The following is a 20064-nucleotide window of genomic DNA, read 5'->3' on the forward strand; positions in this document are numbered from 1 at the left end:
GTCACGGGCGCGCGCCCCGCTCGCGCAGGGCCCTGCGGGCCTCGGGGTCGGCCTTGCGGAAACCGTGGAAGTGACCGGGGTGGTAGAGGTGCGAGCGGGTGCCGTGCGCGGCCAGCGCCGGACCGACCAGGAACAGCGTGTGCTTCCACAGCCGGTGCTCCTTGACCGTCTCCTCCAGCGTGCTGATCGTGCAGCGCGCCACCAACTCGTCGGGCCAGGTCGCCCGGTACGCGACCACGACGGGCGTGTCGGTCGGATAGCCGCCCTCCAGCAGCTCCCGCACCAGCTGGCCGCTGCGCGCGGCGGACAGGAAGACGGCCATGGTGGTGCCGTGCCGGGCGAACTCGCGCACCTCCTCCCCGGGCGGCATCGGCGTCTTGCCGCCGCCGAGCCGGGTGAGGACGACGGACTGCGCGACCTCGGGGACGGTCAACTCCCGCCCCGCGAGCGCGGCGACGGCGGAGAACGCGGAGACACCGGGCACGATCTCCGTCTCGATCCCGATCCGAGCGCACCGGTCGAGCTGCTCCTGCGTGCCGCCCCACAGGGCCGGGTCGCCGGAGTGCACCCGCGCCACCCGCAGCCCCTCGGCGTGGGCCTGCTCGTAGACGGCGACGACGTCCTCCAGCGCCAGGGCCGCCGAGTCCAGGATCCGCGCGTCCTCGCGGGCGTGCTCCAACACCTCAGCCTGGACCAGGCTGGCCGCCCAGATCACCACGTCGGCCTCGGCGATGGCCCGCGCGGCCCGGAACGTCAGCAGATCCGCGGCGCCGGGCCCGGCACCGACGAAGGTCACCTTGCCGGTGGGGGCAGCGGCCATGAGAAGGGTCCTCTCGTACGAAAAGTCATGGTTGGTGCGGGGGCGCGCGGGCCGGATGTGCGCGGGCGGCGGCTGATCGGATAGCAAAGGCGCATGGCTGTCTTCGTCGCGCTCGGCGCGTTCCTGATGACGCTGGCCGGCGGCTGGACGGCACAGCGGGTGACCGACCGCCGCCACCTGGTCCTGGGTCTGGCCGGCGGACTGATGCTCGGCGTGGTGGGTCTGGACCTGCTGCCCGAGGCGCTGGCGGCGGCCGGCCGGGAGGTCTTCGGCGTGCCCTGCGCCCTGCTGCTGTTCGTGGCCGGCTTCCTGCTGGCCCACCTGGTGGAACGGCTGCTCGCGGCCCGCCGGACGGCCCACGGCGGCGCGGAACGCGTCGCCCAGGCGCCGCCCGCGGCGGACGGGGCGGACGGGGCGGACGAGGTGGACGCGGCGGACGGGGTGACCGGCCCGGCTCAGCCCGCCGGGCCGCCGCGCCCGCCCGCGCCCGGCGCCGCCGCTGCGGCACCGCTCACCGCGCCGCCGCCCACCGGCGCGCACCCGCACACCCAGGACCTGCGGTCGCCCGAGGTGGGGCTCACCGCGGCCGGCGCGATGGTCGGCCACAGCGCCATGGACGGCGTGGCGATCGGCGCCGCCTTCCAGGTCGGCGGCGGCATGGGCCTGTCCGTCGCGCTCGCCGTGATCGCCCACGACTTCGCCGACGGCTTCAACACCTTCACCCTCATCCGGCTGTACGGCAACGCGCGCCGCAGGGCGGTCGCGATGCTGTTCGCGGACGCCTGCGCCCCGCTGGTGGGCGCGCTGTCCACGGTGTTCTTCACCATCCCGGAACAACTGCTCGGCGGCTATCTCGGCCTCTTCGGCGGCGTGCTGCTGTATCTCGCCGCGGCCGAGATCCTCCCCGAGGCGCACCACCAGCACCCCGCCCGCTCGACCGTCCTGTGCACCGTGGCGGGGGCCGCGTTCATCTGGCTGGTGGTGGGCGTGGCGGGGTGAGGCTCCGGGATGGTCGGCCGAGACGCGCGGGCGGCGGGCGTCTTTGGCCGATGTGGCGGGCCGGTGCCCGGGTGCGGCCGGGACCCGCGGTCCGCGGGCATGTCCGGCCGAGGCGCGCGGCCGACCGGCGTCCCGGGCCGAGCGCGTCGCGACGGACATCACAGCTTGCCGCCCCGTGAGCCGTCGCGCCGCGCCGGTGCGATGAGCGTGGACAGGTACGGCAGCGGTGCCCCGTCGAGATCGGCGGCGGGCCGCACGGACTCCTCCGGCAGACCGAGCGCCGAACCCCATACCGCGTCCCCGAGCCGCCCGCTCTCCCGCAGCGCCGCGGCGACCTCGGCGGCCTGCCGCCCGAACTTGTACGCGACGACCGTGCCGGGCCCGGCCAGCGCCTCCTTGAGCACCGCCGCCCCGGCGGTCACCGGCACCAGCGTGAGCGGTTCGGTCCCCTCGGTCAGCACGGCACCCGACCGGGCCGCGAGATCCTGCATGGCGGTGATGCCGGGCACCGTCTCCACGACCACCCCCGGCACCAGTTCCGCGATCGTCTGCGCGAGATAGGTGAAGGTGGAGTACACGTTCGGGTCGCCGATGGTCGCGAAGGCGACCGTGCCGTGCTCCCGCAGCAGCGCCGCGACCCGGGCCCCGGCCGCGTCCCAGGCGGCCTCCCGGCGCGCCCGGTCCGTGCGCTCGTTGAGCGCGAACACCACCGGGACGACCTGCTCCCCGGACACGTAGTGCAGCACCGTTGCCTCGGCCCGCCCCCGCTCCCCGGTGTCCATGACCGGTACGACGACGACAGCGGCGGCGCGCAGCGCGTTCACCCCCTTCACGGTCACCAGTTCGGGGTCGCCCGGCCCCACCCCGACACCGATCAGCCTGCTGCTCATGACGCTGCGCACCTCTCCACGAACCGACGGGCCACGCCGGGCCGGGACGCCCAGTGCGTGTGCAGATAACTCGCGTGCACCCCCTGCTGCACGAAACCCTCGACGCGCCGCTCGGGGCCCCGCACGCCCCACGCCGGAGCCGTCCCCGCCCCCGGCTCGACGACGGTCCGGTGGAACTCGTGCCCCCGCATCCGCGTCCCCGCCCCGGCCAGCACACTGCCGCCGACGGCGACGGCGTCCCGGTAGCCGAGGGTGAGCCGCTCGCTCATCCGCGCGCCGGCGTCGAGCACCCCGCACATCGGTGACCCGTCCAGGTCCCGGCACAGGTACAGCAGCCCCGCACACTCGGCGGCGACCGGAGCGCCGGATGCGGCGAGCGCGGCGACGGCCCCGCGCAACGGCTCGTTGGCGGACAGCTCCTCGGCGTACACCTCGGGGAACCCGCCGCCGACGACCAGCCCGCGGGTGCCCTCCGGCAGCCGCTCGTCCCGCAGCGGATCGAACGGTACGACGTCGGCGCCGGCGGCGGTGAGGAGTTCGGTGTGCTCGGCGTAGGAGAAGGTGAAGGCGGCGCCGCCGGCCATGGCGATCCGCGGGCCGGCCGGCCGGTGCGGCGCTCCGGGACGGGGCCGTCCGGTACCGGCCGGGAACACGGGTGCCGGGGCCGGTGGCGGCTCGGCGCCGGAGGCCGCCAGCGCCTCGGCGGGGTCCCAGGCCGCCGCGGGCAACGGACCCGCACCCCGGGCCAGCCGCAGCAACCCCTCCAGATCGCACCCGTCGGCGACCATCGCCCCCATCGCGGCCACCGCCGCCACCGCGGCCGCGTCCCGCTCGGCCACCGGCACCAGCCCCAGATGCCTGGACGGCGTCGACACGGCCGCAGCCCGCCGCAGCGCCCCCAGCACCGGCACCCCGACCGACTCCAACGCCTCCTGCAGCAATGCCTCGTGCCGGTCGGACGCCACCTTGTTCAGGATCACCCCGCCGATCCGCACCGCCGGATCCCAGGTGGCGAACCCGTGCACCAGCGCGGCCACCGACCGCGACTGCGCGGACGCGTCCACGACCAGCACGACCGGTGCCCCGAGCAGTTTCGCCACCTGCGCGGTGGACGCCAGTTCGCCCTCCCCGGCGGCGCCGTCGTACAGCCCCATGACCCCCTCGACGACCGCGACGTCGCAGCCGCGCGCCCCGTGCGCGAACAGCGGGCCGATCAGCTCCGGGCCGCACAGGTAGGCGTCGAGGTTGCGGCCCGTGCGCCCGGCGGCCAGCGTGTGGTAGCCGGGGTCGATGTAGTCCGGCCCGACCTTGTGCGGGGAGACGGCGAGCCCCCGGCCGGCCAGCGCCGCCATCAGTCCGGTGGCCACCGTGGTCTTGCCGCTGCCGGACGCGGGCGCGGCGACCACCAACCGGGGTACGGACGTCACCACTCGATGCCCCGCTGGCCCTTCTGCCCCACGTCCATGGGGTGTTTGACCTTGGACATGTCGGTCACGAGATCGGCGAACCCGACCAGCCCGTCGGGCGCGTTCCGACCGGTGATCACCACGTGCTGGGTGCCCGGCCGGCCCCGCAGCACCTCCACGACCTCGTCGGTGTCGACCCAGCCCCAGTGCAGCGGGTACGCGAACTCGTCCAGCACGTACAGCCGGTACGTCTCGGCCGCCAGGTCCCGCTTGACCTGCTCCCAACCCTCCCGGGCCTTCTCCTCGTTGCTGGTGTTGTCCCCTTGGAGGCCCTTCTGGACCCAGGACCAGCCCTCGCCCATCTTGTGCCAGACGACGGACCCGCCCTCGCCGGAGTCCCCGAGCACCCGCAGCGCCCGCTCCTCGCCCACCTTCCACTTGGCCGACTTGACGAACTGGAACACCCCGATCGGCCACCCCTGGTTCCAGGCGCGCAGCGCCAGCCCGAAAGCGGCCGTCGACTTGCCCTTGCCGACGCCCGTGTGCACGACGACCAGCGGACGGTTGCGCCGCTGCCGTGTCGTCAGCCCGTCGTCCGGTACGACATCCGGTTTCCCCTGCGGCATCAGGCGGCCCTCCTCGACGTTGCGCGCACATCCCTGACCAGCCCGGCGATCGAGTCCGCCCGCAGCTCGTCGAGCGTGACGGCCGTGCCGCCGAGACCGGCGGCGAGCCGCGTCGCCAGCCCCAGCCGCACCGGCCCCGACTCGCAGTCCACGACCACGCAGGCGACCTGCTCCGCCGCGAACAGCCGCGCGGCACGCTCCGCCAGCGCGACCGGCTCCGGGCCGCCCGTGGCCCGCCCGTCGGTCACCACCACGACCAGCGCCCGCCGCGCCGGATCCCGCAGCCGTTCCACCCGCAGCACCTCGTGCGCCTTGAGCAGCCCGGCCGCGAGCGGTGTCCGGCCGCCCGTCGGCAGCGACTCCAGCCGCGCCGCCGCCGCGTCCACCGACGAGGTCGGCGGCAGCGCCACGTCCGCCGCGGCACCCCGGAAGGTCACCAGACCCACCTTGTCCCGCCGCTGGTAGGCGTCGAGCAGCAGCGACAGCACCGCACCCTTCACGGCGCCCATCCGCTGCCGGGCCGCCATCGAACCGGAGGCGTCCACGACGAACAGCACGAGGTTCCCCTCGCGGCCCTCCCGCGTCGCCTGCCGCAGATCGTCCCCGCGCACCACGAGGCCCGGCCCGGACCGCCCGCGGGCCCGCTGGTGCGGCGCGGCGGCCCGCACGGTCGCCGTCAGGTGCAGCTTGGTGAGCGCCCCGCGGGGCCGCCTGGCCCCCGTCGTCCGCCCCTGCTCGGTGCGCGCCCGGGACCGCCGTCCGGCGGCGCCCTCGCCGAGGCCCGGCACGCTCAGCACCTTGGTGCGGAAGGGCTCGCAGGCTCCCACGGACTGCTCGCCGGCCCCGGCGGGCGCGGACTTTGCCGGGTCCGGCCGCTCGTCGGCCCCGGCGGGCGCGGGCCGCGCCGCACCCGGTTCCTCGGGTCGCGAACCGGTGTCACCGTCCTGCGGTCCGGCGTCCGGCTGCCCGCCGCCCCCACCGGGACCGCCGTCCGGTCCGCCGGGACCGGGATCGTCGGGACCGTCCCCGTCGGGATCGTCGTCGCCCTCGCCGGCGAACTGCTCCAGCGTCTCGTCCAGCTTGTCCTCGTCGAGCCCCGGCGCGTCGAACGGGTTGCGCCGGCGCCGGTGCGGCAGCGCGAGCAGCGCGGCCTGCCGCACGTCCTCGGCGAGCACGTCGGTGCGCCCGGCCCACGCGGCCAGCGCGGTCGCCGTGCGCGCCATCACGATGTCGGCGCGCATCCCGTCCACCTCGAACGCCGCGCAGGTCGCCGCGATCTGCCGCAGCGCCCCGTCGCCCAGCCGCACCCGCGGCAGCAGCTCCCGGGCCGCGACGACGCGGCGGCGCACCGCGGCCTCCTCGTCGGCCCACCGTGCGGCGAAGGACGCCGGGTCGTCGTCGTACGCGAGCCGCCGCCGCACGACCTCCACCCGCTGTCCGGGCTCCCGCGAGGCGGCCACCTCGACGGTCAGCCCGAAACGGTCCAGCAACTGGGGCCGCAGTTCGCCTTCCTCGGGATTCATCGTCCCGACGAGCAGGAAGCGCGCCGCATGCCGTACGGAGACGCCCTCGCGCTCGACGTACGAGGCGCCCATCGCCGCCGCGTCCAGCAGCAGGTCGACCAGGTGGTCGTGGAGCAGGTTGACCTCGTCGACGTAGAGGATGCCGCGGTGCGCGTCGGCCAGCAGCCCGGGTTCGAACGCCTTCACGCCCTCCGTGAGCGCCCGCTCGATGTCGAGCGCGCCGACCAGCCGGTCCTCGGAGGCACCGACGGGCAGCTCCACCATGCGGGCCGGGCGGGACCCGGACGCCCCCGGCGCGTGCGGCCCGTCGGGGCACGCGGGGTCGGGGGAGCCCGGGTCGCAGGAGAAGCGGCACCCGGAGACCACGTCGACCCGGGGCAGCAACGCCGACAGCGCCCGCACGGCCGTGGACTTGGCGGTGCCCTTCTCGCCGCGCACCAGCACACCGCCGACCGCCGGGGACACCGCGTTCAGCAGCAGCGCCAGCCGCAGGTCGTCCTGGCCGACGACGGCCGTGAACGGAAAGGGGGTACTCACTTCTCGTCGCCCTCCAAGTCGCCCTCCAGCTCCAGGTAGGTGGCCCGCAGCCGGTCCAGCGTCCGAGCGTCCGGCTCGGCCCACAGCCCGCGGTCCGCCGCCTCCAGCAGGCGTTCGGTGATGCCCCGCAGCGCCCACGGGTTGGACTTCTTCATGAAGTCCCGGTTCTCGGCGTCGAAGACGTACTCCGCGCTGAGTTTCTCGTACATCCAGTCGTCGACCACGCCCGCCGTGGCGTCGTACCCGAACAGGTAGTCCACGGTCGCCGCCATCTCGAAGGCGCCCTTGTAGCCGTGCCGCCGCATGGCCGCCATCCAGCGCGGGTTGACGACCCGGGCCCGGAAGACCCGGTGCGTCTCCTCGCCCAGGGTCCGGGTCCGCACCTGGTCCGGCACGGCCGAATCGCCCACGTACGCCTCGGGACCGGTACCCGTCAGATGCCGCACCATCGCCACCATGCCGCCGTGGTACTGGAAGTAGTCGTCGGCGTCGACGAGGTCGTGTTCGCGGGTGTCCACGTTCTTCGCCGCCACCGCGATCCGCCGGAACGCCGTCTCCATGTCGCCGCGCGCCGCCCGCCCGTCAAGACCGCGCCCGTAGGCGTAACCGCCCCACACCGCGTACACCTCGGCCAGGTCCGCGTCGCTGCGCCAGTTGCGGGCGTCGATCAGCGGCAGCAGCCCGGCCCCGTACGCGCCCGGTTTGGAACCGAAGACACGGGCCGTCGCGCGCCGCCGGTCCCCGTGCTCGGCGGTGTCCTCGTCGGCGTGCGCCCGTATGTAGTTGGACTCGGCGGGCTCGGCCAGCTCGGCCACCGCCCGTACCGCGTCGTCGATCAACCCGACGACGTGCGGGAACGCGTCCCGGAAGAAACCGGAGATCCGGACCGTGACGTCGATGCGCGGCCGGCCCAGCTCCGCCAGGGGGACCACCTCGAAGCCGGTCACCCGCCGTGACGCGTCGTCCCACACCGGGCGGCAGCCCAGCAACGCCAGGATCTCCGCGATGTCGTCGCCCTGGGTGCGCATCGCGGACGTGCCCCAGACGGTCAGACCGACCGACTTCGGGTAGCCACCGGTGTCACTCAGATACCGCTGCACCAGCGAGTCGGCGAGCGCCTGCCCGACCTCCCAGCTCAGCCGGGACGGAATGGCCTTGGGGTCGACGGAGTAGAAGTTGCGGCCGGTCGGCAGGACGTTGACCAGACCGCGGGTGGGTGAGCCCGACGGGCCCGCCGGGACGTACCCGCCGTCCAGCGCGTGCAGGATGTGCCCGATCTCGTCGGTCGTCCGGGCCAGCCGCGGTACGACCTCGGCGCAGGCGAATTCGAGCACGGCGACCGCGTCCGCGAGGCCGGTGCCCAGCACCTCGCGGACCAGCGGCGCGCACGCGGCCGTGGCCCAGCCGCGGGCCTCCATGCCCTCGGCGAGCCGCCGGCACAGCTGCTCCAGCAGATCGATGGCGTCGGAAGCCGTCCGGGCCGGCCCCTCGACCAGGTCGGTCAGCTCGGCCGGCACCTTCACCGGCGCGCCCGGCTCGGCCAGCAACTCCTTCTCGCTGAGCCCGAAGTGCGCGGCGAGCGAGGCCCGCAGGCCGGGCAGCGCGTTCGCCCGGCCGCCCCACACCTGGGCGGCGCGCAGCACGGCGAGGACCAGGTTGACGCGCGGCCCGCCGACCGGGCCGCCGCCCAGCACGTGCAGGCCGTCGCGGATCTGCACGTCCTTGATCTCGCACAGGTAGCCGTCGACGTGCAGGACGAACTCGTCGAAGTCGGCGTCCTCGGGCTGCTCGGCCACGTGCAGGTCGTGGTGCAGCTCGGCCGCCTTGACCAGCGTCCAGATCTGGGCCCGGACGGCGGGCGCCTTCGCCGGGTCCAGGTCGGACACCAGCGCGTACTCGTCGAGCAGTTGCTCCAGCTTGGCCAGGTCGCCGTAGGTGTCGGCGCGGGCCATCGGCGGCACCAGATGGTCGACGACGGTGGCGTGCCCGCGCCGCTTGGCCTGGGTGCCCTCGCCGGGGTCGTTGACGATGAACGGGTAGACCAGCGGCAGGTCGCCGAGGACGGCGTCCGGGGCGCAGCCGGCACTCAGGCCGAGGCCCTTGCCCGGCAGCCACTCCAGCGTGCCGTGCTTGCCCATGTGCACGATCGCGTCGGCGCCGAAGCTGTTCTCCAGCCAGCGGTAGGCCGCCAGGTAGTGGTGGGACGGCGGCATGTCGGGGTCGTGGTAGATCGCGATCGGGTTCTCGCCGAAGCCGCGCGGCGGCTGGATCAGCACGACGACGTTCCCGAACCGGAGCGCGGCCAGCACGATGTCGTCGCCGTCCACGTAGAGGCTGCCCGGCGGCTCGCCCCATGCCGCCAGCATGGCGTGGCGCAGCTCCGGGTCGAGGGTGTCGAACCAGGCCCGGTAGTCGGCGAGCGGCACCCGCGCGGGCGCGGCGGCCAGTTGCTCCTCGGTGAGCCATTCGACGTCGTGGCCGCCGGCCTCGATCAGCCGGTGGATCAGCTCGTCGCCGCCCGCGGGGTACTCGGTGAGCGAGTAGCCGGCCGCACGCAGGGCGTCCAGCACCCGCACCGCCGACGCGGGCGTGTCCAGGCCGACCGCGTTGCCGACCCGGGAGTGCTTGGTCGGATAGGCGGTGAAGACGAGCGCGATCTTCTTGTCGGCGTTGGGCTTGTGCCGCAGCCGCGCGTGCCGTACGGCGATGCCGGCGACGCGGCCGGCCCGCTCGGGGTCGGCGACGTACACCGGCACGTCGTCCGGGCCCTGCTCCTTGAAGGAGAACGGCACGGTGATCAGCCGCCCGTCGAACTCCGGGATGGCGACCTGCATCGCCGCGTCCATGGGGGACAGCGCCGCGTCGGACCCGTCCCAGGCGTCCTGCGACGAGGTGAGGCACAGCCCTTGCAGCACGGGGACGTCAAGACCGGCGAGCGCCCCGACGTCCCAGGCTTCCTCCTCGCCGCCCGCCGACGCCTGCGAGGCGTGCGTGCCGCCCGCGGCGAGGACGGTCGCCACCAGCGCGTCGGCCCGGCCGAGGATCCGGTACAGATCCGCGTCGGCGTCGCGCAGCGAACCGCAGTACACGGGCAGCGCGTTGGCGCCGCGCGCCTCGATCGCGTCGCACAGGGTGTCCACGAAGGCGGTGTTGCCGCTCAGTTCGTGGGCCCGGTAGAAGATCACGCCGACGGTCGGGCGGCCCTCGACGACGGCCCGCTCGCCGTGCACGCCGTACTGCGGCATCGTCCGCGGCCCGTCGAAGCCCTCACCGGTCAGCAGCACGGTGTCGGACAGGAACCGGGCGAGCTGGGCGAGGTTGTCGGGCCCGCCCTCCACCAGATAGCGCAGCGCCTCGGCGACGACACCGGACGGCACGGACGACTCGGCCATCAACTCGGCGTCGGGCACGGTCTCGCCGCCGAGCAGCACGGTCGGGACCCCGGACGCCCGCAGCGCGGCCAGCCCGTCCTCCCAGGCCCGTTTGCCGCCCAGCAGCCGTACGACGGCGAGGTCGGCCCGCCGCAGCAGCGCCGGCAGCTCCTCGGCGACGTCGATCCGGGTCGGGTTGCCGATCAGATAGGACGCGCCGCAGGCACGTGCCGCCAGCAGATCGGTGTCGGCGGTCGACAACAACAACACTGTGCTCATGCGGGCGCTCCCGGTGGAATGAAGGGCAGTCCTGGTGGCGCGCCCGACTCGATGAGCCGCCACAGCGCGTCCGTGTCCGCGTGCTGTTCGATCAGGTCGCCGAGTCGGTCGAGCTGCTCCTCGCGCAGCGCGGCGAACGAGGTGTCGGGCGCCGGCGCGAAGCGGCGCCCCGCGGCGGCGGCCACCTCGCGCAGGAACGCCCGCCGGAAGCCGTCCGACTCCAGCGAGCCGTGCCAGTGCGTGCCCCAGACCGCGCCGACCCGGCAGCCGTCCAGGAAGGGCTCGCCCCCGGTGACGTCGGCGACGCCGTGATGGATCTCGTAGCCCTCGACCCGCTCGCCGAACGCCTCGCCGACGGGCCGGGCGAGGGTCTTCTCCCGGGCGAACCGCACCCGGACCGGCAGCACACCCAGCCCGCTCACCTGCCCGGCGCGCGACTCGACCGCGTCCTCGATGTGCTCGCCGAGCAGTTGGAAGCCGCCGCAGACGCCGAGGACGGGCCGGCCTTCGCGGGCCCGGTCGCGCAGCGCCTTTGCGAGCCCGCGCTCCCGCAGCCAGGCCAGCGCCCGGACGGTGCCCCGGGTCCCGGGTACGACGACGAGATCGGCGTCGGCCAGTTCCTGCGGCCGGTCCACGAACCGTACGACCACGCCCGGTTCGGCGGCCAGCGCGTCCACGTCCGTGAAGTTGGACATGAGCGGCACCGCGCAGACCGCGACGCGCAGCACGTCCTCGCCGAACGGCGCGGCCGACGCCGACTCCCGTACCGCGCCCCGCAGGGAGACGGCCACCCCGTCCTCCTCGTCGATGCCGAGGCCGGGCCGGAACGGCAGGACGCCGTAGGCGGGCCGCCCGGTCAGGCCGCGCAGCATGTCGAGCCCCGGCTCCAGCAGGCCGACGTCCCCGCGGAACTTGTTGACCAGGAACCCGGCGACCAGCTCCTGGTCCGCGCGGGACAGCAGCGCCACGGTCCCGAAGAACGACGCGAAGACACCCCCGCGGTCGATGTCGCCGACCACCAGGACGGGCAGCCGCGCGTTGCGGGCGAGGCCCATGTTCACGATGTCGGTCCGCCGCAGGTTGATCTCCGCCGGGCTGCCCGCGCCCTCGCAGATCACCACGTCGTACGTGTCCCGCAGCGTGGCGAGGCAGTCGAGCACGGTTCCCAGCAGCCGCTCCTGGCGTCCGCCGTGGTACCCGCGCGCGCTCAGCTCGCCCACCGGCCTGCCCATGAGCACGACCTGACTGCTCTGCTCCCCGCCCGGTTTGAGCAGGACCGGGTTCATCAGCGCGGTCGGTTCGATCCGGCACGCCTGGGCCTGCATCGCCTGGGCCCGCCCGATCTCGGCGCCCTCGCGGGTGACGAACGAGTTCAGGGACATGTTCTGCGCCTTGAACGGCGCGACCGCGACGCCCTGCCGCACCAGCCACCGGCAGATGCCCGCCGTCACCACGCTCTTGCCCGCGTCGGAGGTGGTACCGGCGACGAGCAGCCCACCACCGCTCATGACCTGCGCCCCCGCACGGCCAGCCGCGCGGCGGTCGTGACGCCGAGCGCGAGCAGCCCGACTTGGCGGGACAGCCGTACCGCACGGTCGATGTCCGCGGCGGCGACCTCCCGCCCCCCGCCGTTGAGCACGGGCCGGTGCTCGACCCGCCCCCCGTACGACAGCGTCCCGCCCAGCCGCACGCCCAGCGCCCCCGCGAAGGAAGCCTCCACGGGACCGGCGTTGGGGCTCGGATGCCGGTGGGCGTCGGCCCGCCAGGCCCGCACCGCACCCCGTGGGTCCGGGCCCGAGACGGCGGCGAGCACCGCGGTGAGCCGTGCCCCCGGCCAGCCGGCGACGTCGTCGAGCCGCGCGGCGGCCCACCCGAACCGCCGGTGCCGCGGCGACCGGTGCCCGACCATCGCGTCGAGGGTGTTCACCGCACGGAAGGCGACGAACCCGGGCACCCCGCCCAACGCCCCCCACACCAGCGCCCCGACGACCGCGTCGGACGTGTTCTCGGCCACCGACTCCACGACGGCCCGCGCGATCCCCTGGGCGTCGAGGGCCTGCGGATCCCGTCCGCACAGATGCGGCAGCCGGGCCCTCGCCGCGGCGACATCCCCCGAGTCGAGGGCCCGCCGGACGGCCTGGGCCTCCCGGGCGAGCGAAGTCCCGCCCACCACCGCCCAGGTGACGGCCCCGGTCAGCGCCACGGAACCGGCGGGGGAGGCGCGCACGGCCCGCCGGGCCAGCGCTCCGAGGCCCGCGGCACCGCCGACGCAGACGGCGGTGTACAGGGCTCCCCACCCCCGGTGGTCCCGCCACAGCACCCGCTCCGCCGCGCCGACGGCACGCCCGAACCCGGCGACCGGATGCCCGTGGCGCGGATCGCCCACGAGCAGATCGCCGAGGAGGCCGAGAGCGGCGCCGTACGCGAAGACGCGATCGGCACGCACCGGTTCAGCCGGCCGTCGGGTCGGGAAGCGACCTGGTGCTGTACCTCAATCCGCAGCCGAGCATGGCGATATGTCCTCACTCAGGGTGTCCACGCCCTGGTTCGACGAGACCGGCGGCGAGAGTTCCTGGCTCCCGGGGAAGTCCTTCCCCGGTGACAGTGGCGGGACCGCGCCGGATTCGCACCGGCTTCCTCTTCTGCCGCCGTACATGGCCCCGGAAGTCCACCACGCCCCCCGAAGAACCGTCAACCAGCCGTTGACCTGCAAGGGAAGAGTGTGCCCAGCCTCATACCCACCCCACCCCCCACCCACCCAGAAGAAACACCCCGGAACAACACAAGAAACGAGACGACTCCCCCCCGGCAGGGGCGCGGGGAACTGCGCAAAAAACGACCACGCACGCGCGGCCGAGCGCCAACGCCAACCCCGGCAGGGGCGCGGGGAACTGCGCAAAACCCCCACACCCCGAACCACTCACCCCGCGATCAAAAAGATCCCATACCCCACAGCCCCGGCGCACGCCGCAAAGCAGGCGTACGCCCCAGCCAACGCCACCCCCGCGGAACCTCCCCGCGCAACGGCCCGTTCACGGCGCGACAATCCGGCCACGCCGAGGGTGAACAGTCCCACGAGCGCCACGGTGACCCCGAGGCTGACGCCGAAGACGGAACCGAGTGCCGCCCAGTCGATGTTCATGGTGTTCATGGTGATGCTTCTTCCTCGGGTCTCAGACGGCGGCACTCGGCGGCGGCCCGGCCGGATCGGCGACGACGGGCGCGGCCGCGGCGACCGAAGCGGCCGTCCCGCCCGCCCCCGAGGGCGAACCGGCGGAACCGGCGCTGATGGTGACGGACACCGCACCGACCGCACCGACCGCACCGACCGCACCGACCGCACCGACCGCACCGACCGCACCGACCGCACCGACCACACCGGCCGGCCCAACCGGAACGGCCGACTCCCCGGTGCCGTTCACCTCATTGACGTTGCTGTGGTCCACGACCTCACGCCGCGAGACCCGCCAGATCCCCACGGCGGAAGCGACCAGGCAGACGGCCACAGCCGCGGTGCCCCAGTCACCCAGCTCCGTGACGAGTTCCGCGAGCGCGCCGACGAGCGCGGCGGCCGGCAGCGTCAGCGCCCAGGCGACGCACATCCGGGCCGCCGTCGACCAGCGCACCACCCCGCCCTTGCGGCCGAGCCCCGCGCCCATCACGGAACCGGAGACGACATGCGTGGTGGAGAGCGAGAAGCCGAGGTGCGAGGAGGCCAGGATGGCGGTCGCCGCGCTGGTCTGGGCGGCGAAGCCCTGCCGCGGCCGGAGGTCGGTCAGCCCCTTGCCCATCGTGCGGATGATGCGCCAGCCGCCGAGGTAGGTGCCGAGCGCGATGGCGAGACCCGCGGAGAGGACGACCCAGGTGGGCGGGTTCGAGCCGGGGGCGATCGCACCGCCGGCGATCAGCGCCAGGGTGATGACGCCCATCGTCTTCTGGGCGTCGTTGGTGCCGTGGGCCAGGGAGACCAGACCCGCGGAGGCGATCTGGCCGGCCCGGTAGCCCTTCTCGGCGGCCTTGCCCTCCGCGGCGCCGTCGAGCGAGTACGACAGCCGGGTGGCGAGCAGTGCCGCCACCCCGGCCACGAGGGGCGCGGCGAGTGCCGGGACGAGGACCTTGGTGACGAGCACGTCGCCGTGGACGGCGCCCGTGCCGGCGGACGCGACGGCGGCGCCGATCAGACCGCCCATCAGCGCGTGCGAGGAGCTTGAGGGCAGACCCACCAGCCAGGTCAGCAGGTTCCAGAGGATCGCGCCCACCAGGGCGGCGAAGATGACCTCGGGGCGGATGCCGCTCTCGTCGACGAGACCCTTGGAGATCGTGTTGGCGACCTCGACGGAGAGGAAGGCGCCCACCAGGTTGAGGGTGGCGGACATGGCCACCGCCACTCTGGGTTTGAGCGCGCCGGTCGAGATCGTCGTGGCCATCGCGTTGGCGGTGTCGTGGAAACCGTTCGTGAAATCGAACGCGAGCGCGGTGATCACCACGATCGCGAGGATCAGCGAGAAGCTTTCCATTTACCCAGGCATTCGTTCGAAGTCATTGGCTGGTTGAAGGTAGGAAACCTGGGTGAACGAAAGGTGAACTGAGGTCGTACTCGGAGTGTCACATGGGAGGGGGGTTGCGGCGATCCGTTGAAGGGATCCTGAGCACCCGGCAGGATCGCGACATGGCTGAACGGCGTCGGGAGCACGGACCACATGGAGGCGCGGGTCCCGAGACGGCCCGCGCCTGGACGGCGCTGGTCGCCGCCGCCCGCCGCACCGTGTCCGACGGACTGGTCGTCGGCACCTCCGGGAACGTCTCGGTACGCGTCGGCGACCTCGTACTCGTCACTCCGTCGGGCGTGCCGTACGACCGGCTCACCCCGGACGACGTGACCGGCGTGGACCTGGCCGGCCGGCAGGTGCTCGGCACGCTGGCGCCCACCAGCGAACTCCCCATGCACCTCGCCGTCTACCGCGCCACCGACGCGCGGGCCGTCGTCCACACCCACGCCCTGTACGCCACGGCCGTCTCGACGCTCGTCGGCGAACTGCCCGCGATCCACTACATGTCGGCCGCGCTGGGCGGCCCGGTCCGGGTCGCCCCGTACGCCACCTATGGCACCGAAGAACTGGCCGGGAACATGCTCCGCGCCCTCGACGGCCGCTCGGGCTGCCTCCTGCGCAACCACGGCGCGATCACCCACGGCACCACCCTCGACCAGGCATACGACCGAACCGCCCAGCTGGAGTGGATGTGCCGCCTGTGGCTGACCGCGTCGTCGGTACCCGGCCGCACCCCCACCCTCCTCACCCCGGCCCAACTGGCCCGGGCGGCGGACCGCCTGCGCGGCTACGGCCAGCGCCCCTGAACAGACGGCCGGCTGCCCTGCCCACCCCACCGTCCGGGCCGCCGCCGGCCACCACCTCGCCCTGTCGGCCCATGCCTCGTCCCCTTCCACGCCCCCTTCGCTTCCGCCCGCCCCGGACCTCTCCCTGTCGGTGCGCGCGGGCCCGCCGGCCTCTCCCTGCCGGCCCCCGCCCGGCCCCGGTTCTGCCCGCCCCCGAGCCACGCCGTATCCGCCCCACCCGACCCCTGGACCTCGCCCCACCCGACCCCGCCTGCCGCCGCCCCTGGCTGCCCCCGGCCCTGGGCCTCGCCCGGTCCGCTCCCACCCGGCTTCCCGAGCCCACCCCACGCCGCCGCACGCCACCCCACGCCGCCGCACGCCACCCCACCCAGCCACACCCGGCCCCATCCGGCCCCATCCGGCCTCGCCCCGTCCGCTCCCGCTGGCCGAGCGCACGGTCCGCCGGGACACTGGAACCGTGCGCACTGTCACAGCGACGGCCGCTGCCGTCACCGCCGCCCTGGCCGCGGGTGCGGCCGGCGTGGCCGCCGGGCGGATGGCCAGCGACGCCGCGCTCAAGGCGCCCTCCGGCCGGCCACTGCCCACCGAGCCCCGGCTCACCGTGCACGACGTCGCCGAGGGCCGGATCACCCTCACCCGCGACCTGGCCTCCTTGCGCCCCGGCAGCTACGGCCTCTCCGGCGACGGCTCGCACGCCGTCGTCGGACCCGTCCTGACCTCCGCCCGCCACACCGCCGACACCGTCGTACGCCGTCTCGAAGGCGTCACGCACGGCACCGTACGGCCCGGCGACAGGGTCTGGCTCACTCCGAACGTGTTCGTCGGCAACCCGGCCTCCGCCCTCGACCTCGCCCACACGGACGTCGACGTGCCCGGCGAACTCGGCCCGCTGCCCGCCTGGTTCGTACCCGGCCACCGCGACACCTGGACGATCGCCGTGCACGGTCTGGGCACCACCCGCGAACAGGTCCTGAACGTCATGGGATTCCTGCACCGCAGACGCCTGCCGGTGCTGGCCCTCGCCTACCGCGGCGACCTCGGCGCGCCCCGCCGGCCCGACGGCCTGAACCACTTCGGCGAGACCGAGTGGCGCGACCTGGACGCGGCGCTCCGCTACGCCGTCCGGTACGGCGCCCGCCGCGTCGTCCTGCTCGGCTGGTCCACCGGCGCCACCATGGCGCTGCGCGTCGCCGCCCATTCCGCCCTGCGGGACCGGGTGGCCGGGCTGGTCCTGGATTCGCCGGTACTCGACTGGCGGGCCACGGTGCGCGCCCTGGCATCGGCCCGCCACACCCCGGGCGCCGTGCTGCCGCTCGCCGTGCGCGCCGCACAGGGCCGCACCGGGCTGCACCCCGACGGCCTCGCCGGCACGGCCGACCCCGCCCGGCTCGACGTGCCCACTCTGCTCATCCACGGTCCGGGCGACACCGTGGCCCCGTGGACCTACTCCCGGTGGCTGGCCGCCCGCCGCCCGGACCGGATCGCCCTGCACACCGTGCCGGACGCCCCGCACGCGGCCATGTGGAACGCCGACCCGCAGGAGTACGAGGAGCAGCTGCGCCGGTTCCTGACCCCCCTCATGTGATTCGTTCCGTTTCAGGCTGTACCACTGGCTTGATCCTGGCCCATCCGCCCCCGCCGGTACCCGTGCGTTGGCCACCGTCATCGCCCGCCGTGACATTCCGTTTGGGTTTTCGGACCGTCAACCGGAAGACTGCACCCGTGACGTCCCGTATCCCGCGCGACTCCAGGCTTCGACTCGTCCGACCGCGACCCCTGGCCGCCGCCCCCAGAGCTGTGAACCAGCGGCGCCCGAGCCGCCCCGCACCCCGGCCGCCGGAGGGCACCCCGGCCCCCGCGGAGCTGGCCAGAATGGCACGCTCCCGCCTGGCGGGCGCGGCCCGCGTCGCCCACTGGGCCGACGCCGCCCTCGGCCCCGGCCGCGCCGGCGCGGCCGAGGACGGCATGGCCACCCTCCCCGAGGCGACCGCCGCACGGGCGGCCGACGATCTGGACCTGACGGCGGACCAGGTCCGCGCCGACTGGGACACCGCCCGCCTCGCCGGCCTCGTCGAGGTGCACGGCGCCAGCGCCCGTCCCGGCTGGCGGCTGCGCGCCTGGGACCGCGACGACAGCGCCGTGCTGCGCGGCTGGGTCGCCCTCTTCGACGCCTGGTCGCTGACCCGTCCGGAACCGGCAGAGCACCAGCACGCGACCGTCGCGGACGTGGTCTCGGCCATGCCCCAGGTGCTCTCCTTCCTCCAGCTGTCCGCCGGCCCGGTCCCGGTCGAGCAGCTTCTCGACCTGCTCCAGCAGCGGGTCACCGAGCTGCGCACCGAACGCTGCGAAGTCCCGTACGCGGCCGATCCGGTGGCTCTCGCCACCTCCGGTGCCGTGCTCCCGACGGCCGACGCGCCCGCCGCCGTGGCGCCCGCACCCGCCGAGGACACCCTCCTCGCCCCGCTCCTCGACTGGGCCCTGAACGCCCTCGCCTCCGTCGGCGCCCTCACCTACGGCGACGGCCAGGCGACGCTCACCCCGCTCGGCAGCTGGGCGGTGTGGGTCAAGCTGGAGCAGATCTGCGTGGCCGCACAGAGCCCGGCCGGGAACATCGAGCAGGCAGCCGAGGACATGCTCCGCGGCTGCGCCCAGCTCCGCCCCAACGCCGCCCGCGCCGAATACCGGGCCTGGCTCGCCGCCCGCCCCGTCGGCAGCGCCGTCACCGAGCTGATCGTGGCCGCCCGCGGCGACGACGCCCTGCTGCGCGGCCTTGCCTTCGAGGCGCTGCGGGTGGTCGGCGCCCCCGCCGAGCCCGACGTGCGCGGCGTCGTCGAGGAGTCGGCGCTGCGGCCCTACGCCCTGCTGTGGCTCGCCGAGCACGACGGCACCGACCCGGAGGACGCCCACGAGGTCCTCACCCGGCAGGAGGCCACCTGGCTGTGGGTCGACACCGCCGCCGCCGTCGCCGACCACGGCGAGGCGCCGATGCTCGTACGCCACCTGGAGTCCGCGGTGCAGCCCACCGTCCCGCAACTGCTGGACGAGGTGCGCGCGGTGGGGCATCCGCGCACCGTGCAGGTCCTGGTCGCGCTCGCCGCCGCGCACCCCGACCCGGCCCTGGCCAAGGCGGTGCGCCGGGCCGCCTTCCAGGTGCACACCGGCGGTTAGGCCGCGCGGGAGCGGGTCAGATCCCTATCTCCGGGGCGTATGTCCCGAAGCTCCAGATGTTGCCCTCGGCGTCCCGGGCCGTGTAGTCCCGCGAGCCGTACTCCTGGTCCGTCGGGGGCACCAGGATCTCCGCGCCGTGGTCCACGGCGCGCTGGTGGTGCCCGTCGACGTCGTCCACCACGATGTACACCCCGGCCGGGCCCGCGTCCCGCATCAGGGTGTCGAAGACACCGCCGCGGCCCTTGGAGCCCAGCATCACCGCGCCGTTGCCCTGCACCAGCTCGGCGTGGGTCACCGAGCCGTCCTCGCCCTCGTACACCGACAGTTCGGTGAATCCGAAGGCTTCCGTGAGCTGTTTGATCGCCGCCTTCGCGTCCGCGTACAGCAGCGTCGGATAGATGCTCGGACGCCCTCCGCCCGTGCCTGTCATACCGATCACTCCCCTGTGAACATGCCGCACCGAAACAGGTCGGCCACCGGTCGACGGGCCCGGCGTCCCCCGGAGATCCGACCTGCCGCCCAGTCTTGCACCCGCCACTGACATCGCCCGGCGACAACCGGCCCCGGCTTCACCGGAACGTGTCGCACCGCCCCAAGTCCCCGGTCCGGTACCCCTCGTGGAACCACGACTGCCGCTGCTGCGCCGACCCGTGCGTCCACGTCTCCGGCGTCACCCGCCCCTGGTACCGCTCCTGGATCCGGCCGTCGCCCACGGCCACCGCCGCGTCCCGCCCGGTGCGGCAGCTCTGCTGCACCTGCCCCAGCGAGGAGGACGCGGGCGCCGGCTGGTCGCCGCCCGTGGACAGCCCCAGCTCGTCGGGGCACACCGAAGAAGAGACCGAGCAGCAGCGCCGGCAGCCCGGCGGGCCCGCCGCCGACGGTCGCCCGCCCGGAATCCGACGGCCCCGCACGTCCTGCACCTCGGAGGTGTCCAGGTTCGCGTCGTCGTCGAACTGCATGGGGGCACCTACCGGCCGTTCCCGGCCGTTCCCGGTCGCCCTCGCGTCATCCTCGCCGCTCGCCCGGCACGGGGCGCCGGACGAAGGGCCGAACGGGGGACGCCCGCCGCCCGCCCGCCGTGTCGCACCA

At 74.7% G+C, this 20064-nt stretch carries 15 protein-coding genes, 1 pseudogene and 1 riboswitch; of the genes and pseudogenes, 4 read left to right on the plus strand and 12 right to left on the minus strand.

Features of this window, described 5'->3' with window-relative positions; all coding sequences use genetic code 11:
- Position 1: 1 nt before the first annotated feature.
- Complete coding sequence (cobM, locus tag ACFY2B_RS29740; protein WP_390766151.1) at positions 2-820, minus strand: precorrin-4 C(11)-methyltransferase; 819 nt, start codon at positions 818-820, stop codon at positions 2-4.
- A gap of 93 nt (positions 821-913) precedes the next feature.
- Here cobM and ACFY2B_RS29745 point away from each other — a divergent pair, with 93 nt between their 5' ends.
- Positions 914-1819, plus strand: a complete 906-nt coding sequence (locus ACFY2B_RS29745) for a ZIP family metal transporter (RefSeq protein WP_390766152.1) — start codon at positions 914-916, stop codon at positions 1817-1819.
- 158 nt (positions 1820-1977) lie between these two features.
- Here the strand turns inward: ACFY2B_RS29745 and cobI are convergent, their stop codons facing one another.
- The 9 genes from cobI to ACFY2B_RS29790 all read right to left on the minus strand — a co-directional run bounded on the left by cobI (position 1978) and on the right by ACFY2B_RS29790 (position 14968).
- A complete protein-coding gene (gene cobI, locus ACFY2B_RS29750) occupies positions 1978-2709 on the minus strand; it encodes a precorrin-2 C(20)-methyltransferase (protein WP_390766153.1) in 732 nt (243 codons plus the stop codon).
- Positions 2706-4139, minus strand: a complete 1434-nt coding sequence (locus ACFY2B_RS29755) for a cobyrinate a,c-diamide synthase (RefSeq protein ID WP_390766154.1) — start codon at positions 4137-4139, stop codon at positions 2706-2708. The genes cobI and ACFY2B_RS29755 overlap by 4 nt, the downstream gene beginning before the upstream one ends.
- Positions 4133-4741: a cob(I)yrinic acid a,c-diamide adenosyltransferase gene (gene cobO / locus ACFY2B_RS29760; protein ID WP_390766155.1), complete on the minus strand. Its 609-nt coding sequence runs from the start codon at positions 4739-4741 to the stop codon at positions 4133-4135. The genes ACFY2B_RS29755 and cobO overlap by 7 nt, the downstream gene beginning before the upstream one ends.
- Positions 4741-6801: a putative cobaltochelatase gene (locus tag ACFY2B_RS29765; RefSeq protein WP_390766156.1), complete on the minus strand. Its 2061-nt coding sequence runs from the start codon at positions 6799-6801 to the stop codon at positions 4741-4743. The genes cobO and ACFY2B_RS29765 overlap by 1 nt, the downstream gene beginning before the upstream one ends.
- On the minus strand, positions 6798-10451 hold the full coding sequence (cobN, locus tag ACFY2B_RS29770; protein ID WP_390766157.1) for a cobaltochelatase subunit CobN: 3654 nt from the start codon (positions 10449-10451) through the stop codon (positions 6798-6800). Before cobN ends, ACFY2B_RS29765 begins: the two co-directional genes overlap by 4 nt.
- Positions 10448-11959: a cobyric acid synthase gene (locus tag ACFY2B_RS29775; protein WP_390766158.1), complete on the minus strand. Its 1512-nt coding sequence runs from the start codon at positions 11957-11959 to the stop codon at positions 10448-10450. The genes cobN and ACFY2B_RS29775 overlap by 4 nt, the downstream gene beginning before the upstream one ends.
- Positions 11956-12897 carry a cobalamin biosynthesis protein gene (locus ACFY2B_RS29780; RefSeq protein ID WP_390766159.1) on the minus strand — a complete coding sequence of 314 codons (942 nt, stop codon included), beginning with the start codon at positions 12895-12897 and terminating at the stop codon, positions 11956-11958. Before ACFY2B_RS29780 ends, ACFY2B_RS29775 begins: the two co-directional genes overlap by 4 nt.
- A 97-nt stretch (positions 12898-12994) precedes the next feature.
- A riboswitch (cobalamin riboswitch) is annotated at positions 12995-13139 on the minus strand.
- 232 nt (positions 13140-13371) lie between these two features.
- On the minus strand, positions 13372-13593 hold the full coding sequence (locus ACFY2B_RS29785; protein ID WP_390766220.1) for a hypothetical protein: 222 nt from the start codon (positions 13591-13593) through the stop codon (positions 13372-13374).
- Positions 13594-13624: 31 nt separating this feature from the next.
- The gene (locus tag ACFY2B_RS29790) at positions 13625-14968 is read right to left on the minus strand and encodes an anion permease (RefSeq protein WP_390766160.1); all 1344 of its coding nucleotides are present in this window, start codon (positions 14966-14968) and stop codon (positions 13625-13627) included.
- A 152-nt stretch (positions 14969-15120) separates the two neighbouring features.
- Here ACFY2B_RS29790 and ACFY2B_RS29795 point away from each other — a divergent pair, with 152 nt between their 5' ends.
- From ACFY2B_RS29795 to ACFY2B_RS29805, 3 genes are all read left to right on the plus strand, one after another.
- Positions 15121-15807, plus strand: coding sequence for a class II aldolase/adducin family protein (locus tag ACFY2B_RS29795; RefSeq protein ID WP_390766161.1), 687 nt, complete (start codon positions 15121-15123; stop codon positions 15805-15807).
- A gap of 457 nt (positions 15808-16264) precedes the next feature.
- A complete protein-coding gene (locus tag ACFY2B_RS29800) occupies positions 16265-17392 on the plus strand; it encodes an alpha/beta hydrolase (RefSeq protein WP_390766162.1) in 1128 nt (375 codons plus the stop codon).
- Between the two features lie 287 nt (positions 17393-17679).
- Positions 17680-18975, plus strand: coding sequence for a hypothetical protein (locus tag ACFY2B_RS29805; RefSeq protein ID WP_390766163.1), 1296 nt, complete (start codon positions 17680-17682; stop codon positions 18973-18975).
- Between the two features lie 16 nt (positions 18976-18991).
- On the opposite strand, the gene ACFY2B_RS29810 is transcribed toward ACFY2B_RS29805, so the two are convergent.
- Complete coding sequence (locus ACFY2B_RS29810) at positions 18992-19405, minus strand: VOC family protein (protein WP_376531813.1); 414 nt, start codon at positions 19403-19405, stop codon at positions 18992-18994.
- Between the two features lie 139 nt (positions 19406-19544).
- Positions 19545-19934, minus strand: a pseudogene (locus ACFY2B_RS29815) (neutral zinc metallopeptidase).
- Positions 19935-20064: the final 130 nt, after the last annotated feature.

It is taken from the genome of Streptomyces sp. NPDC001270, assembly GCF_042896695.1.
Lineage (GTDB): Bacteria > Actinomycetota > Actinomycetes > Streptomycetales > Streptomycetaceae > Streptomyces.